The following is a 14,313-nucleotide window of genomic DNA, read 5'->3' as shown; positions in this document are numbered from 1 at the left end:
TTTTTAGTATTTATCCATATCATCGTTAGGGTCACGGAGGACACGTTCAAGTAAGTAGAAAACCGCCGCTTCGACTAATGCTAAAATGACGAAGGTCCAACGGGCCCAAGTTTGGGGGAAGATAAAGGCACAACCAAGGGTTGCAAGGGGGAGCAGAATGGTGATGAAACGCCAAGCGATTTTAGCCATAATTTTAAGCGTCCTTTCGTAATTGCGTAAGTAAGGTATCGATTTGTTTTAAAGTGGTATATTTGAGCTGAATTGGGTGCCTTAGGCTCAATAAGGTTTGTGGCTTCAGTCCAAGCTGAGTGCTAATTGGCTGGATAAGCTCAGGTGAAACCTGAAACGTGTGACTGATGCGTTGCTGCAAGTGATCACGACGCTGTTCAAAGGCGGCAAAGAAGAGTAGGCATACCCAAATGGTCACTAGCATCAAGTAAAAACGTGGTTCTAATAAATGTTTCGTATTTTGGAGGATTAAAATCAGGCTAATGATACCAGCATAACAGCTGAACCGGACGTAGTTTTGAGAAAACATGGGTTATACAAATCCTTTATATAGTCTAAGTTGATTGTAGCATAGACTATCTAGAATTGTTTAGTATTAAAAAAGCCAGCAGGTTTATGCCTGCTGGCTTTTTTTTACGCTTACTTTAGAATGTTGTTTGTGTAATTCATGAAGCGTTCAAGATAAGCGGCTGTATCAACTTGAACAGCGGCAAAATCTGTTTTAATTGGATCAAGAGCCCGTTCGGGGTCACCGATTGTACGACCATCATCATGGGTAACCATCATGTTAATTGGTAACAAAGTAACCAACTTAGGGTCAACGGCCACACCAACAGCAAGTGGGTCATGCAAAGCAGCACCATGCTTGTTAATGTCTAGGCGATCATAAGCATCGATATAATAATCGAAGATGTCAGCGAAGACACGGCCTTTTTCAGTGCCTAAATCACGCCATTCCTTGGTCTCACGCTTAGTAAGCAATGTTTGCAAGGTAACATCAAGGCCAACCATAACCAAGTGCTTAGCATGACGATAAACATAATCAGCTGCTTCAGGGTCTTGGTTGATGTTAGCCTCAGTATAAGGTGTCACATTACCAGGAACTGTCAAAGCACCACCCATTAGTGTGATATTACCAATTAAATCAGCAATTGCTGGATCTTTTTGCATGGCCGCAGCCAAGTTGGTAAGGGGACCAGTTGGGACAATGATTAAGTCATCTTGGTATTCATGAGCAGCTTGAATGATGAAATCTTCAGCTGAAGTTGATTCAACCGAACGCGTTGGATCAGGTAACTCAACATTACCAATTCCGTTGTTACCGTGGATGTCCATTGAAATTTGCATTGTTTCAAAATCATCAGTGGTTGATGAATGGCTAAAACCACGATAAACCGGAACATCGGTTGCGCCAAGCAACTCTAATAATTTCAAGCTGTTGGCAGCAGCTGTATCAACTAATGTATTTCCATATGATGCAGCAATCCCAATTAAATCGGCATCTGGAGTGGCTAGGGCATAGGCAATCGCCAATGCGTCATCAACACCAGTGTCCAAATCTAAAATCATTTTCTTTGTAGCCATGATTTGCTCCGTTCTCTATTTATTCATTAAATCAACTTGATCGAGGAACCATTGATTGAAAGCAGCTGCGTCAATGTCAACACCGACATTAGCATTGGTATAACCATCTTCATGCCAACGATGTTGCGTATCAGCAACTGTTGCACCTAAGGCTGGACCTTCAGTAACCACATCAATCGCATATGGTTCAGTTTTAATAACCTCTGGCTTAACTGCGTACAAGATGGTATTTACATCATGCATTGGCTTACCACCATCATGAACATCTTCATACGCAGTGATGATACCGTGTAACATTTCACCAGCCCGGCCTTTATGCGCCAATTCATTAATTGTCTCTGGTGTCAACAAAGCTTTAAGGGTGACATCCAAGCCAATCATGGTAATGGGTAGACCACTGTTAAAGACGATTGCAGCAGCATCAGGATCCGTAAAGACATTAAATTCGGCGACTGAACTTACGTTACCCCCTGAGATTGAACCACCCATTAAAATGAACTCTTTAATGAATTGGGTATCTTCAGGATGAGCCTGTAAAAGCATGGCAATGTTTGTATAGGCCCCTGTTGCGATAATTGTAATTGGTTCAGCACTTGCTTGTAATGTCTCGTGGATGGCACTAACAGCATCCGCGTCAAGCGGTTTTGATGTGACAGTTGGGAAATCATAACCCGACATACCTGATTCGCCATGAATGTATGAAGCGTCTTGGAATTCACGCTTTAGCGGAGCCTTTGCTCCACTAGCGACAGGAATGTCTTTGTCGAAAAATTCGAGCAGCTTTAAGACATTGAGTGTTGTCTTGTCAACACTCACATTTCCGGCGACTGCGGTGATTAATTTAACATCAAGATCGGGACGATTGACGGCAACCGCGATGGCTGCTGCATCATCAATCCCAGGATCCATATCTAAAATAACCGGCTTTGCCATAGGTGATTACCTCCGTGTTGTGGAAAGCTTACCAAACGAATAGTCCAGCTGCGGCAGCTGATAGCATTGAAACTAAGATACCTGAAAGAAGCATCTGTGGAACGTGAGCAGCGATGTAATCGCTCTTTTCCTTTGAAACAAGTCCCTTGAAGGCACCAAGAATCATACCAACAGTACTAAAGTTAGCAAAGCTTGTAAGGAAGACAGTCAAGACAGCCTTGGCGTGTTCGTTAGCAAACAAACCGGTTCCAGCCATAATGTCCTTAGTAACCTTACCCATAACAACGAATTCGTTAGTTACCAACTTTGTACCCATGTATTGGGCGATTTGGAAAGCTTGGTCGGGGTTGAAACCAAGAAGCCAAGCAAATGGGAACAAGATGACACCAAAGATGTTTTCCAATGAAAGCCAGTGCCAACCAGTAAGTGCAAAAATCTTGTCAATCAAACCAGCCAAAGCAACGAAGGCAATAACTGTGGCAGTAATAATCAAAATCAAACGACCAGCGTTCAAGATTGAATCACCCAAGAATGAGAAGAATGGTTCGCGCTTTTCGCCTTCTTTGTGAATTGAAACAATTACATCATCTTCTGGGGCAACTTCAGTAGGGTTAAGCAATGATGAAATGATGATGGCACCCAAAATGTTCAAAGGAACAGCGGCCATAACGTATTGACCAGGCACCATAGCAGTATAGGCACCAAGAATGGCAGCAGTAACACAGCTCATTGACATCAAAGCCAAAGTATAGTTACGACGAGCGCTCATAGCGTTCAATTGTGCTCCTGAAACGGCAAGCACTTCAGTGTTACCTAAGAACATCATTTCAACTGAGAAGAAAGCTTCGAACTTTGGTTGGCCAGTAATAAATGAAAGGGCCCGACCAATCCACTTAACCAACCATGGCAATACACCGATGTAAGTTAAGATGTCAAACAAAGGCACAACAAGCAACATTGGTAGCAAAGCGCTTGTTACGAAGTTTGGTTGACCAGTTGTTGGCTTCAACCAATCAGGAAGGGCAAAGGCAATACCTGTGTTGGCAGCTTGCACGATCCAATTAAAGCCATCAGCAGCACCCTTAACAATTTCTTGTCCAATGCTAAAGCTCATAAAGAACCAAGCTAGAACAAGTTGTAGGGCAACAACGATGAAAATACGTGACCATTTAACAGCTTTATGGTCATTTGAGAATAAGTATGCAATCCCTAAAAAGACAAAGATACTTAGAAAGTTAACAATAATGTAAAACATTAGAAGAAGACCTCTCTATACTCCTGAAATAAAGTGAAATAAAACTACGATGTAAATTATAGCAGACAAGTTTTACATGTAAGCGATTTCTTTACAAAATAAATTATACTGCAAAGGATTCTTAAAAGGAACATAATATTAAAACGATTAACCTTTTTTTATCCACAAGTTATCCACAGCAATGTTCGGCATGAATCAATAATTTTCGTGTTTTGAACGGTTGATTGATGTTTTTCATGGCAAAATCCGCTTATTTTTTGTAAATCGGAACGTTTGATGTAATGAAAAATTTTACATTCAGATTCTCTGGATTATCGTTCGGCTTTCCTTTGCATATTACATATAAATTTATGGCGATAAAACGTTAAACAGGGCTCATTTTCTCATTTTTGTATTATTTTTGTATATAAATGTTGATATAGTAGGTAAATGCTATTAAAAAGTAATTTATTTGTAATTTTGACAACATTGTGCAAAGATGGATAATGTAATAGGAGCTCTAATTCAAAAAATTGAATTTGAAACGAGGTAAAAGTTTTATGAGTGGTTTTATTGAATTCCAAGATGTCTCAAAAATCTACAATGGGAATAAAGTTGCCGTTGAAGATGTTAATTTGAGCTTTGGAAAAGGTGAATTTATTTGTTTTATCGGAACCAGTGGTAGTGGAAAGACGACATTGATGCGAATGATCAATCGGATGAACACGCCTACCGAAGGTAAGGTTTTGATTGATGGGCAAGATGTAGCCAAGCTACAACCAGTTGAATTACGTCGTAAAATTGGGTACGTGATTCAAAGCATCGGTTTGATGCCACATATGACAATCCGTGAAAATATTACTTTGGTGCAACGTTTGATGAAGGTTAGCCAAGTTGAGCGGGATAAGACGGCTAACAAAATGATCGATTTGGTTGAATTGCCACGTGAGATGTTGGATCGTTACCCATTTGAATTGTCAGGTGGACAGCAACAACGAATCGGGGTTGTGCGTGCCTTGGCCGCTGATCAGGATATTATCTTAATGGACGAACCATTTGGAGCGTTGGATCCGATTACCCGTGAATCATTGCAAGACTTAGTTAAGGACTTGCAAGAAAAGTTGGGTAAGACGGTCATTTTCGTGACTCATGATATGGATGAAGCACTTAAATTAGCTAGCCGTTTGGTTGTTATGAGCCATGGTAAGGTTGTGCAATTTGATACACCAGATAATGTTTTGCGTCATCCAGCCAATGAATTCGTTGAAGAATTACTTGGTGAAGAGCGCCTTTTGCAATCAAAGCCAAAGGATACCATGGTCAAAGAAATCATGAGCCCTGGGGCCGTGACGATTCATACGGATCGTTCATTAAACGATGCGATTACTATTATGAAAGAAAAGCGTGTTGATACATTGATTGTTACAGATAATGCTGGAGTCCTTAAAGGGGTTGTCGACGTGCAAAACCTAAATAAGATGCACAGTCGTGCTTCAAGTGTAGGCGACATTATGGTCGATGTACCATTTGTTTATGAAACAGACTATCTAAAGGATACTTTGCAACGTATCTTGAATTTGGGACTTAAGACGGTTCCAGTGGTTGACCAACAAAAGCGAGTTGTTGGTATTTTGACACGTGGATCATTAGTTGACTTGGTTTATGACACAATCTGGGGAGATGCAACTAGCTCAGAAGACAACACAACACAGGACGATTCTGATGTTTCTGCAGAAACCGCCAATCAGGAGGTCTAGCATATGCAAGCCTTTATGTCTGAATATGGTTCGGAAATTCTCAGCAAGAGTGGGCAACATCTTTATATCTCAGCCATTGCTTTGATTTTAGGGATTATCGTTGCCGTACCAGCGGGAATTGCCCTTACACGTGCTGATAAATTGGCAAACCCAATTATCAATATCGTGAGTGCGTTACAAACGATTCCGGCTTTGGCCTTGTTGACTTTAATGTTGCCAATTTTTGGAATTGGTCGTACGCCGGCAATCATTGCCTTGTTTATTTATTCATTGCTACCAATTTTACGTAACACATATCTTGGTATGAGTAACGTAGATGCTGGTTACCGGGATGTAGCCAAGGGAATGGGAATGAGTAATTTACAGTCAATTATGCAGGTTGAATTGCCAATTGCGTTGCCAACAATTATGGCTGGAATTCATTTGTCAGCAATTTATGTTATTTCTTGGGCAACTCTAGCTTCATATATTGGAGCTGGTGGCTTAGGAGACTTGATTTTTAGTGGTCTTTATAACTATCAACCAAGTTTAATTTTTGCCGGTACAATTCCAGTGACGGTGCTGGCCTTACTTGTTGATTTCTTATTGACTAAGTTAGAAAAAGTCTTTACTCCAAAGGCCTTTATTTTAGAAGAACAACAAGAACAAGCACGTCTTGAACAAGAAGAAGCACAACGGAGGGAGAAATAATGTCTAAGAAGATTCGTTATATTGTTCTTGGGATTATTGCCGTAGTTGCGCTAGCAGCCGGTTTGTTCTGGTTAGTACCACCGCAAACCTCAAATAAGCCCATTACCGTAACGGGTGGAATCACTTCGGAAGCACAAACTTTGGGAAGTATTGATGCTGAAATGATTAAACACTATACCGGTCGCCCAACACGGGTTATTAATAATTTGGCGACGGTAACAATTAATCAAAAGGCCATGACAAATGGGGATGCCCAGGTTTCAGCGGCCCGTTATACGGGAACTGACTTGACCACTACCCTTGGTTTTAAGGCTGAAAAAGATCCTAAGAAGACTTTTGATATTGTTCATGATCAATTTGAAAAGAAATTTAATCAAACTTGGTTCCCAAGTTATGGTTTTGAAAACACCTACGTGGTCTTAGTGCGTCAAGATACCGCTAAAAAGTACCATTTGAAAACGGTCAGTGATTTAGAAAAAGTTGCTGATAAGTTGAGCTTAGGTGTCGACACGGCTTGGATGACACGTAAGGGTGACGGTTACGATGGCTTTAAGAAGACGTACTTCCCCTTTAAGTCAATTCACCCTATGCAAATTGGTTTAGTTTACACAGCCGTAGCAAGTAAGAAGATGGACGCCGTGATGGGTTATACCACTGACGGTCGAATTGGTAGTTATAACTTAGTGATGCTAAAGGATGACCGCCGCTTCTTCCCACCTTACGATGCTTGTCCAGTTGTGGACAACAAGACGTTAAATTCAACGCCTGGGTTGCGTGAAGCCATGATGAAGTTGCGTGGTAAGATTACCACTAAACAAATGCAAGAGTTGAATTATCAAGTTGATAACAACTTGAAGGAACCATCAGTGGTTGCACACGAATTCTTAGAGAAACATAATTATTTTGAGGGGGAGTAAGCATTATGCAAAATATGAATATATTTGAACAATTTATTGCATACTTTGCCCAAAATGGCGGTTATGTCTTTGAGCAATTTTTGCGGCATTTCTTAATGGCTGCATATGGTGTGTTGTTTGCTGCAGCGATTGCAATTCCGCTTGGTATTTACATTGCGGAACGGCATAAATTAGCTAAATGGGTGATTCGTTTGGCAAGCATTATTCAAACGGTCCCAACTTTGGCCATGGTGTCAATTTTGATGCTAGCAATGGGCTTGGGGGTTAAGGTTGTCTTGATGTCAACGTTCTTGTATGCCTTACTTCCTATTTTGAGTAATACCTATACTGGATTGAATCAAGTTGATCGAAATGTACTTGATGCTGGTGAAGGAATGGGAATGACTCGCTGGCAACAGTTATATATGGTGAAGTTACCACTATCGGTCTCGGTGATTATGGCTGGTTTGCGAAATGCCCTTGTCTTAGCAATCGGGGTGGTCGCAATCGGAGCCTTCGTTGGTGCTGGTGGTTTAGGAGATATCATTATTCGTGGTACAAATGCTACCAATGGTGGTGCAATTATCTTAGCTGGTGCCTTGCCAACGGCCTTCATGTCAATGATTGCCGATTGGGGGATGGGTAAGATTGAAGTGATGCTTGATCCTGGAACACAAATCCGGCGCAAGCGGGCGCGTGGATAAAAATAAAAAGCTTGGTAATCTGGCTTCATGCCAATTACCAAGCTTTTTTTATGGGTGCATATTTAAGTGTTTTGTGTAGGCTAAACGTTGATCGGTAGTGTCGCCATCGATGGCAATTGTACAAGCATAGGTAAAGCCAACCTTTAAAATAAGCTGTTGCATCGCTTGGTTTTTAGCGTGTGTGTCAATGCGTGCATATTGAAAGCCAAGTTGCTTGATGCGAGTAAATAGCTGATTGAAAAGTTTGATACTTTGATGTTGTCCTTGAAAAGCTTGGCCAATGACAAAACGATGAATGGATACATAAGGTTCACTATCAACTGGCCATGTGCCGGTTAACGGTGTTTTATAGTTTGGCTCAGGTGACTGACGCACAGCAGCATAGCCGATGAATTGTTCTTGTTCATCGACCAAGGCATAGGCCATGTGTTCATTAATATCATTGATTAAAGTCGCCTGGTCGGGATAGCCATCCTGCCATTGTGGAATTCCGTTTGCTTTTAAGGTGGCTTGGCCTTCGTGGATGAGTTGTTGTACCTGGGGCAAGTCGGCCAATGTAACTAAACGTAAGCTTGTTTGCATTTAGCAGACCCTCCTTTATGATTTTATAAGGTTCATTGAATATGATTATACAAAGAATTCGCTTTGCCGTATAATAAACAAGAAAGAAAATGCATTATCATGATGTTTTTTGCATTTTAATGACAAGTAATGAATAACGGGGGTGTGTCATGGCAGAAATTCAATTACAAGGGATGCCGGTTTGGGTATATGCCAAAAATATTGATGATAACCGGCCGGTTGCACCGAGCCGCTTAATTAATGGTGGGGTTGGTGAAAGTTACGCAGTTGAACCAGCTGACTTACCAGGCTATCAGTATGTGAAATCAGAAGGGGCAACGAGTGGTGTCCTCGATGCACAGACACACGTTGTGACATTTTATTATCGCCCTGATAGTTATTTAGAGGCTCAGAACCTTGAAGATAAATATTTACATATTAAAACGGCGGTACCAGTTTATGATGATTTTTCGACTGAACCAACGACAGTGAAATTGTGGCCAGGAATGGTAGTTAAAGTTGTTAAACGTGTGGCAACTAAGGATGGTACTTTTTGGTATCAAATGGCTGACTCGCGCTGGGTGCGTTTTGATATGCATGAGATGGCTTTGACCAATGATGATGGTCAAGCAAAGGATCCTAATGGTGGTTGGCAAATGCAACGTGTTTGGGAGCCAGTTAGTTGGCAAGCCCAAGGGACCATTGACTTTGTACCTGGTCGGACTCTGAACGTTTACGATCAACCATATGGTCAAGTGATTGGGACGATTGAAAATCAGGTACCAGTTCAAATTACTGAGCAAGTCACGGATGATGCTGATAATATCTGGTATCATTTGGATCAAATGGGTTGGGTTGCAAGCATTTATGTTCACATCGGTCAATAATAACGGGAGGCAGTTATGGCAGAACCATTGATTTTAACAGCAGATTTGCATGAAAAAATTTGGGGTGGAACCGCCTTGCGGGATTTGTTTGGTTTTGACATTCCAAGTGATCACACTGGAGAAGCTTGGGTGGTTTCTGGCCATCCGAATGGTCCGACCGTGGTCCAAAATGGCCGTTTTGCTGGGCAAAACCTGGTCGATGTATGGCAAAATCATCCAGAGTTGTTCGGTAATCATCCGGATAATCAACCGTTTCCGCTTTTAGTAAAGATTTTAGATGCCCATACTGATTTATCTGTGCAGGTGCATCCAGCTGATGATTATGCTGCTGCCCATGCTGGTGAGCTAGGTAAGACTGAATCATGGTATATTTTGGCTGCCACGCCAGATGCTGAAATTTATTATGGCCATACAGCACAAACCAAAGCAGAATTTGATCAAGAAGTGGATGCAGCAGATTGGGATCAATTGTTGCAAAAAGTGCCAGTTAAAGCAGGCGACTTTTTCTATGTTCCAGCGGGTACATTGCATGCGCTTGGGGCTGGAGTGGTTGCCCTAGAAATTCAACAATCATCTGATACAACTTATCGTGTCTATGATTTTGATCGTGTTGACCAAGCAACCGGCATTAAGCGACGTCTTGATTTGGAAGATGCTAAAGCGGTCACTCAAGTGCCTTTTGTACCAGAACGACCAACAACGCATGTTAGTCAGTATGATGATGTGAAACAAACGTCATTGGTACAAGCCGATTATTTTAATGTTGATGATTATCAATTAGATGGCAGTGCCACGCTGCATCAGAAAACACCTTATAGTTTAGTAACGATGCTTGAAGGTGCAATGAAAGTAACGATTGACGGTCAGGCGTATGAAATGAAGCCTGGAATGAGTTTTGTTGTGTTAGCTGATGCCCCTGATTGGCAAGTTAATGGAACTGGTCGCTTTGTTGTTGGCACGCCAGGGCCAAAATCGTTGTAGTCAGATTTAAAACTAGCCTAGGCTGACCAAGTGGTGACTTAGTCTAGTTTTTTATTGGGCTAAGCCGGTGAAAATGGTACACTAAAAATATTTGTAAAATACATGCATAATTAAAAGAGGAGTTAAACATGAGTTTAAGAAGTTCATTAGCGACATTTGTCGGCAATAGCTCATATTTCTTGCTGCACAATGTGCTACATCGTGGTGGAACATCACTACCTGGAAAGTTGGCGATGACGGTTGATCCTGATGTCATGACAACTTTAGCTGAAAAGTATGACGTTATTTTGATTACGGGGACCAACGGTAAGACGCTCACGACGGCTTTAACTGCCCGCGTGCTTCGTGAAAAATATGATAATGTGATTACCAACCCTTCTGGATCGAATATGATGCAAGGGATTACTGGTACAATGTTGGCCGCTAAGCCAGCTAAAAATGGTGGCAAGCCAGTTGCTGTTTTGGAAGTTGACGAAGCCAATGTTGAAGAAGTTGCCCGTCAATTGAAGCCAAAGGCCTTTGTTTTGACAAATATTTTCCGTGATCAATTGGATCGTTACGGCGAAATTTATACAACTTATGAAAAAATCCTCAAAGGAATTCGCCTTTTCCCAGAAGCAACGGTGATTGCCAATGCTGATTCACCAATTTTTATGCGGGGTAACTTGCCTAATCCAAAGGTTTACTATGGTTTTAACCATGAACCTGAAACAGGCGATATCCGGGCACCATACAATACTGATGGGGTATTGTCACCAACGGATGATTCAATTTTGCATTATCACTTCTTAACGTTTGGTAATCAAGGCTCTTACTTCAGTACAACTGATGATTTTAAGCGTCCTGAGCTAGATTATGCGGTAACAAAGATCAATGAAATGACGCCACGCTATTCAAACTTTGATATTGATGGCATGACCATGCAAATCGAAATTGGTGGAGAATATAATATCTATAATGCGCTAGCTGCTTATGCAGTGGGTCGCTTTATGGGTGTGACACCTGCACAAATTAAGCATGCCTTCGAATCTAATGCACAAATTTTTGGCCGACAAGAAGCGGTTCAAGTTGAAGATAAAGATGTCACAATCGTTTTGATTAAGAATCCAGTTGGTGCAAACCAAGTGATTCAAATGATGTCAACCGATGATCAACCATTCTCATTAATTGCGCTATTAAATGCTAATTATGCTGATGGTATTGATACTAGCTGGATTTGGGATGCGGATTTTGAAAAATTGGCTGATACAAAGATGCAAGCAATTTCAACTGGTGGACAACGCTATAAGGACTTGTATGTTCGAATTAAAATGGCCGGCTTTGGTGACCAACCTGTCTATCAAGATTTGACTAAGATTGTGGATGCAATTAAAGCGCAACCAACTAATCACGTTTATATTGCCGCCACTTATACGGCGATGTTGCAATTACGTGAACAGTTGAAACAAGCAGGCTATATCAAGAATAAGACGGAAGGGGCAAACTAAGAATGGCTGAATACACTTTGCATACAGCACACCTGTATGGTGATTTGATGAATACCTATGGTGATTATGGGAACATCGTGGCACTGAAGTTCTATGCCAAGCAATTAGGCGTTGCCGTTGACTCAAAAGTGATTTCACTTGATGATGACTTTGATGCTGATAAATACGATTTCGTCCTTTTTGGTGGTGGTCAAGACTATGAACAAATGGTTGTGACCAAGGACTTGCCAAGTAAAGCCCCCGCTATTAAGCAATACATTGAAAATGATGGTGTATTCCTTGGCGTCTGTGGTGGTTTCCAATTGCTTGGTGATTATTTTGTCTTAGCTGATGGGACTCGGGTGGAAGGCATCAAAGCGATGATGCACTATACTTTGAACCAACCACATGGCCGTTTTATTGGTGATGTGACGATCGAAGATCCTACAAATGGCGACGTTTATCATGGATTTGAAAACCATCAAGGACGGACGTTCCTGGATGAAAATGAGCGGCCACTTGGGATGGTTAAGCAAGGTAATGGAAACAATGGTGAAGATGGCGGGGAAGGTCTGGTCTATAAGAATACTTACGGTACCTATTTCCATGGACCAATTTTGACGCGGAATGGAAATCTGACATTGCGGATGTTACAAACGATGCTAGAACGACGCTATCCTGATGTTGATTGGGCGACACAAATTGCCCAAATTACGCCAGAGTCATTCTAGGTGAATTGAAGAATTAAAAAACGGTAACTCATTTGTTGAGGGACCGTTTTTCTTTTGGCTTCGTGAACGATTTATCACTTTTGTTCTATGCATAATTTCGTTATACTGTTTAATGAGTGTTAATCGGCAAAAATAAGCCATAACATCGAAAGGAGTTAGCATGGCACAATTGTTTTTTCGCTATGGTGCAATGGCCAGCGGCAAAAGTATTGAAATTTTAAAGGTGGCTCATAATTATGAAGTCCAACAACGTAAGGTATTGTTGTTGACCAGCGCGCTTGACAATCGCACTGAAGTTGGCGAAATTGCTTCAAGAATTGGACTTACACGTCCAGCACAAGCAATTTCTGATCAAGATGACTTGTATGAGCTGATTGCTGGCGAAAATGATATCGCAGCTGTGTTAATTGATGAAGCGCAATTTATGACCAAGGAACAAGTGATTCAGTTAACGAAAGTCGTCGATGAATTACAGATTCCGGTGTTAACGTTTGGCTTAAAAAACGATGCATTTAATCAGTTATTCCCAGGCTCAGAGGCCTTGCTAATTTATGCCGATAAAATTGAAGAAATGAAGACCCTTTGTTCATTTTGTGGCCATAAAGCAACGATGAATTTGCGTCTGCAAGATGGCCTGCCTGTATATGAAGGTGAACAGGTGCAAATTGGTGGGGATGATACTTATTTGCCTGTTTGTCGGCAACACTATAACCATCCTGATTTAGCTGCGATTGCACGTCGCAGGACCGGAGATGGCTTTCAAGACAATTTAGAATTTAAATAGGAGTCGAACGATGGATGAAATTTTTGAACGGCTACAATCAGTTGTAGACCGCTACGATGAATTAAACGAACTGCTATCTGATCCAGAGACGATTGCAGACACAAACCGTTTTATGGCACTTTCTAAAGAAGAAGGCCAATTACGAGAAACAGTTGAAACTTTCAAGCATTATCAAGATGTCACGAAAGAAATCGCTGACGATCAAGAGCTATTAAGCGAAAAGCTTGATGCTGATATGGAAGAGTTGACTAAGGGTGAATTGAAAGAGTTGGAAAGCGAAAAAGAAACGCTGGAAGACCGCTTGAAGATTCTTTTGCTTCCTAAGGATCCAAACGATGATAAGAATATTATTATGGAAATTCATGGGGCTGCTGGTGGAGACGAAGGGGCTTTGTTTGCAGCTGATTTGTATGATATGTATAGCCGTTATGCTGAACGTCAAGGTTGGCAGGTTGAAGTCATTGATGAAAACAAGACTGAAATTGGTGGCTATAAAGAAATCGTTTTGATGATTACTGGTGAGAACGTCTACTCAAAGCTAAAGTATGAAAACGGGGCTCACCGTGTGCAACGTGTGCCAGAAACTGAATCAGCTGGACGTGTGCATACATCAACGGCGACAGTTGGTGTGATGCCTGAATATGAAGACGTTGACATTGATATTGAAGACAAAGATTTGCGTGTCGATGTATATCGTTCATCAGGTGCCGGTGGTCAGCATATTAACAAGACGTCATCTGCCGTACGAATGACCCACTTGCCAACTGGAATCGTGGTTGCCATGCAAGACCAACGTTCACAACAACAAAATCGGGCGAAAGCGATGGAGATTTTGAAGACGCGTGTTTATGACTATTATGCTTCACAAAACGAAGCTGAATATGCTGAACAACGTAAAACAGCGGTTGGTACTGGTGACCGTTCTGAACGGATTCGAACTTATAATTATCCACAAAACCGGGTTACTGATCACCGCATCGGGTTAACGTTGAACAAATTAGATCGGATTATGAATGGTGAATTAGACGATATTATCGATGCATTAGTTATTGCCGACCAAACGGCTAAACTTGAAGACTTAAAGCAAGGGTAAGCC

16 protein-coding genes are annotated in these 14,313 nt (G+C 41.4%); 10 read left to right on the top strand and 6 right to left on the bottom strand.

Annotated elements, in window-relative coordinates; all coding sequences use genetic code 11:
- Positions 1-3: 3 nt before the first annotated feature.
- From JOC36_RS01925 to JOC36_RS01905, 5 genes are all read right to left on the bottom strand, one after another.
- Positions 4-189 carry a hypothetical protein gene (locus JOC36_RS01925; RefSeq protein WP_205144811.1) on the bottom strand — a complete coding sequence of 62 codons (186 nt, stop codon included), beginning with the start codon at positions 187-189 and terminating at the stop codon, positions 4-6.
- A 4-nt stretch (positions 190-193) separates the two neighbouring features.
- Complete coding sequence (locus JOC36_RS01920) at positions 194-538, bottom strand: hypothetical protein (protein ID WP_205144810.1); 345 nt, start codon at positions 536-538, stop codon at positions 194-196.
- Between the two features lie 110 nt (positions 539-648).
- The gene (locus JOC36_RS01915) at positions 649-1,593 is read right to left on the bottom strand and encodes a nucleoside hydrolase (protein ID WP_205144809.1); all 945 of its coding nucleotides are present in this window, start codon (positions 1,591-1,593) and stop codon (positions 649-651) included.
- A 15-nt stretch (positions 1,594-1,608) separates the two neighbouring features.
- On the bottom strand, positions 1,609-2,526 hold the full coding sequence (rihC, locus tag JOC36_RS01910) for a ribonucleoside hydrolase RihC (RefSeq protein ID WP_205144808.1): 918 nt from the start codon (positions 2,524-2,526) through the stop codon (positions 1,609-1,611).
- Positions 2,527-2,554: 28 nt separating this feature from the next.
- Entirely contained in the window at positions 2,555-3,781 is a 1,227-nt protein-coding gene (locus tag JOC36_RS01905; protein ID WP_205144807.1) for a NupC/NupG family nucleoside CNT transporter, read from the bottom strand.
- Positions 3,782-4,320: 539 nt separating this feature from the next.
- On the opposite strand from JOC36_RS01905, the gene JOC36_RS01900 reads away from it, so the two are divergent.
- Genes JOC36_RS01900 through JOC36_RS01885 form a run of 4 tightly spaced genes read left to right on the top strand, consistent with a single transcriptional unit; the run spans position 4,321 to position 7,807 of the window.
- A complete protein-coding gene (locus JOC36_RS01900; protein WP_205144806.1) occupies positions 4,321-5,517 on the top strand; it encodes an ABC transporter ATP-binding protein in 1,197 nt (398 codons plus the stop codon).
- 3 nt (positions 5,518-5,520) lie between these two features.
- The gene (locus JOC36_RS01895; protein WP_205144805.1) at positions 5,521-6,207 is read left to right on the top strand and encodes an ABC transporter permease; all 687 of its coding nucleotides are present in this window, start codon (positions 5,521-5,523) and stop codon (positions 6,205-6,207) included.
- Complete coding sequence (locus JOC36_RS01890) at positions 6,204-7,124, top strand: osmoprotectant ABC transporter substrate-binding protein (RefSeq protein WP_250780439.1); 921 nt, start codon at positions 6,204-6,206, stop codon at positions 7,122-7,124. The genes JOC36_RS01895 and JOC36_RS01890 overlap by 4 nt, the downstream gene beginning before the upstream one ends.
- 5 nt (positions 7,125-7,129) lie before the next feature.
- Positions 7,130-7,807: an ABC transporter permease gene (locus JOC36_RS01885; RefSeq protein ID WP_275585721.1), complete on the top strand. Its 678-nt coding sequence runs from the start codon at positions 7,130-7,132 to the stop codon at positions 7,805-7,807.
- Positions 7,808-7,855: 48 nt separating this feature from the next.
- Here JOC36_RS01885 and JOC36_RS01880 read toward each other — a convergent pair whose 3' ends face one another.
- Positions 7,856-8,389, bottom strand: a complete 534-nt coding sequence (locus JOC36_RS01880; RefSeq protein WP_205144803.1) for a GNAT family N-acetyltransferase — start codon at positions 8,387-8,389, stop codon at positions 7,856-7,858.
- Between the two features lie 149 nt (positions 8,390-8,538).
- Between JOC36_RS01880 and JOC36_RS01875 the strand changes: the two genes are divergently transcribed.
- From JOC36_RS01875 to prfA, 6 genes are all read left to right on the top strand, one after another.
- On the top strand, positions 8,539-9,255 hold the full coding sequence (locus JOC36_RS01875) for a MucBP domain-containing protein (RefSeq protein WP_205144802.1): 717 nt from the start codon (positions 8,539-8,541) through the stop codon (positions 9,253-9,255).
- A 15-nt stretch (positions 9,256-9,270) separates the two neighbouring features.
- Complete coding sequence (gene manA / locus JOC36_RS01870) at positions 9,271-10,236, top strand: mannose-6-phosphate isomerase, class I (RefSeq protein WP_205144801.1); 966 nt, start codon at positions 9,271-9,273, stop codon at positions 10,234-10,236.
- A 128-nt stretch (positions 10,237-10,364) separates the two neighbouring features.
- Positions 10,365-11,723 (top strand): Mur ligase family protein, encoded by a 1,359-nt coding sequence (locus tag JOC36_RS01865; RefSeq protein WP_205144800.1) that lies wholly within the window; start codon positions 10,365-10,367, stop codon positions 11,721-11,723.
- A gap of 2 nt (positions 11,724-11,725) precedes the next feature.
- Positions 11,726-12,433 (top strand): type 1 glutamine amidotransferase, encoded by a 708-nt coding sequence (locus JOC36_RS01860; RefSeq protein ID WP_205144799.1) that lies wholly within the window; start codon positions 11,726-11,728, stop codon positions 12,431-12,433.
- Between the two features lie 160 nt (positions 12,434-12,593).
- Positions 12,594-13,217, top strand: coding sequence for a thymidine kinase (locus tag JOC36_RS01855; protein ID WP_205144798.1), 624 nt, complete (start codon positions 12,594-12,596; stop codon positions 13,215-13,217).
- Positions 13,218-13,227: 10 nt separating this feature from the next.
- Positions 13,228-14,310, top strand: coding sequence for a peptide chain release factor 1 (gene prfA / locus JOC36_RS01850; RefSeq protein ID WP_205144797.1), 1,083 nt, complete (start codon positions 13,228-13,230; stop codon positions 14,308-14,310).
- The last annotated feature ends 3 nt before the right edge of the window (positions 14,311-14,313 follow it).

It is taken from the genome of Weissella uvarum, assembly GCF_016908785.1.
In the GTDB taxonomy this organism is placed as follows: Bacteria; Bacillota; Bacilli; order Lactobacillales; family Lactobacillaceae; genus Weissella; species Weissella uvarum.
This window is presented reverse-complemented; position numbering and strand designations above follow the sequence as displayed.

Coding starts and splice junctions, on each gene's coding strand:
- JOC36_RS01865 (WP_205144800.1), top strand. CDS start 10,365: ATGAGTTTAAGAAGTTCATTAGCGACATTTGTCGGCAATAGCTCATAT.
- manA (WP_205144801.1), top strand. CDS start 9,271: ATGGCAGAACCATTGATTTTAACAGCAGATTTGCATGAAAAAATTTGG.
- rihC (WP_205144808.1), bottom strand. CDS start 2,526: ATGGCAAAGCCGGTTATTTTAGATATGGATCCTGGGATTGATGATGCA.
- JOC36_RS01855 (WP_205144798.1), top strand. CDS start 12,594: ATGGCACAATTGTTTTTTCGCTATGGTGCAATGGCCAGCGGCAAAAGT.
- JOC36_RS01900 (WP_205144806.1), top strand. CDS start 4,321: ATGAGTGGTTTTATTGAATTCCAAGATGTCTCAAAAATCTACAATGGG.
- JOC36_RS01875 (WP_205144802.1), top strand. CDS start 8,539: ATGGCAGAAATTCAATTACAAGGGATGCCGGTTTGGGTATATGCCAAA.
- JOC36_RS01885 (WP_275585721.1), top strand. CDS start 7,130: ATGCAAAATATGAATATATTTGAACAATTTATTGCATACTTTGCCCAA.
- JOC36_RS01915 (WP_205144809.1), bottom strand. CDS start 1,593: ATGGCTACAAAGAAAATGATTTTAGATTTGGACACTGGTGTTGATGAC.
- JOC36_RS01920 (WP_205144810.1), bottom strand. CDS start 538: ATGTTTTCTCAAAACTACGTCCGGTTCAGCTGTTATGCTGGTATCATT.
- JOC36_RS01905 (WP_205144807.1), bottom strand. CDS start 3,781: ATGTTTTACATTATTGTTAACTTTCTAAGTATCTTTGTCTTTTTAGGG.
- prfA (WP_205144797.1), top strand. CDS start 13,228: ATGGATGAAATTTTTGAACGGCTACAATCAGTTGTAGACCGCTACGAT.
- JOC36_RS01880 (WP_205144803.1), bottom strand. CDS start 8,389: ATGCAAACAAGCTTACGTTTAGTTACATTGGCCGACTTGCCCCAGGTA.
- JOC36_RS01860 (WP_205144799.1), top strand. CDS start 11,726: ATGGCTGAATACACTTTGCATACAGCACACCTGTATGGTGATTTGATG.
- JOC36_RS01895 (WP_205144805.1), top strand. CDS start 5,521: ATGCAAGCCTTTATGTCTGAATATGGTTCGGAAATTCTCAGCAAGAGT.
- JOC36_RS01925 (WP_205144811.1), bottom strand. CDS start 189: ATGGCTAAAATCGCTTGGCGTTTCATCACCATTCTGCTCCCCCTTGCA.